Origin of the sequence: Shewanella sp. AS1 (assembly GCF_021412565.1) — a bacterium.
Lineage (GTDB): Bacteria > Pseudomonadota > Gammaproteobacteria > Enterobacterales > Shewanellaceae > Shewanella.
The window spans coordinates 1-342 of the sequence record NZ_JAKCLJ010000046.1; the positions used below are offsets into that span (position 1 = coordinate 1).

Below are 342 nucleotides of genomic sequence, written 5' to 3' on the forward strand. Positions count from 1 at the left end.
CTTAACCATACAACCCAAATGAGTTTCATCTGAATCATACCGCAACTAACGGTTTCTACTTTCGCCAAAAGAATACTCAATGCACTTGATTTAAGTGTGTTTTGAGAACTCAATTATTTCGCAATAACCTTTCGGTTATTACTATCAGCTTTCCAAATTTTTAAAGAGCGAGCACTGCCGTAAAGACAGGCCAACTGTTCTAACAAGAACAAGTTATCTGTGTGAACACTCAGAGGGTCAATCATCGTATAGGTAAGGAGGTGATCCAGCCCCAGGTTCCCCTAGGGCTACCTTGTTACGACTTCACCCCAGTCATGAACCACACCGTGGTAAACGCCCTCC

At 43.0% G+C, this 342-nt stretch carries 1 rRNA gene; it reads right to left on the reverse strand.

From position 1 onward, the window contains the following. Positions 1-253: 253 nt before the first annotated feature. A 16S ribosomal RNA gene (locus LZP69_RS15975) occupies positions 254-342 on the reverse strand; the annotation flags it as partial.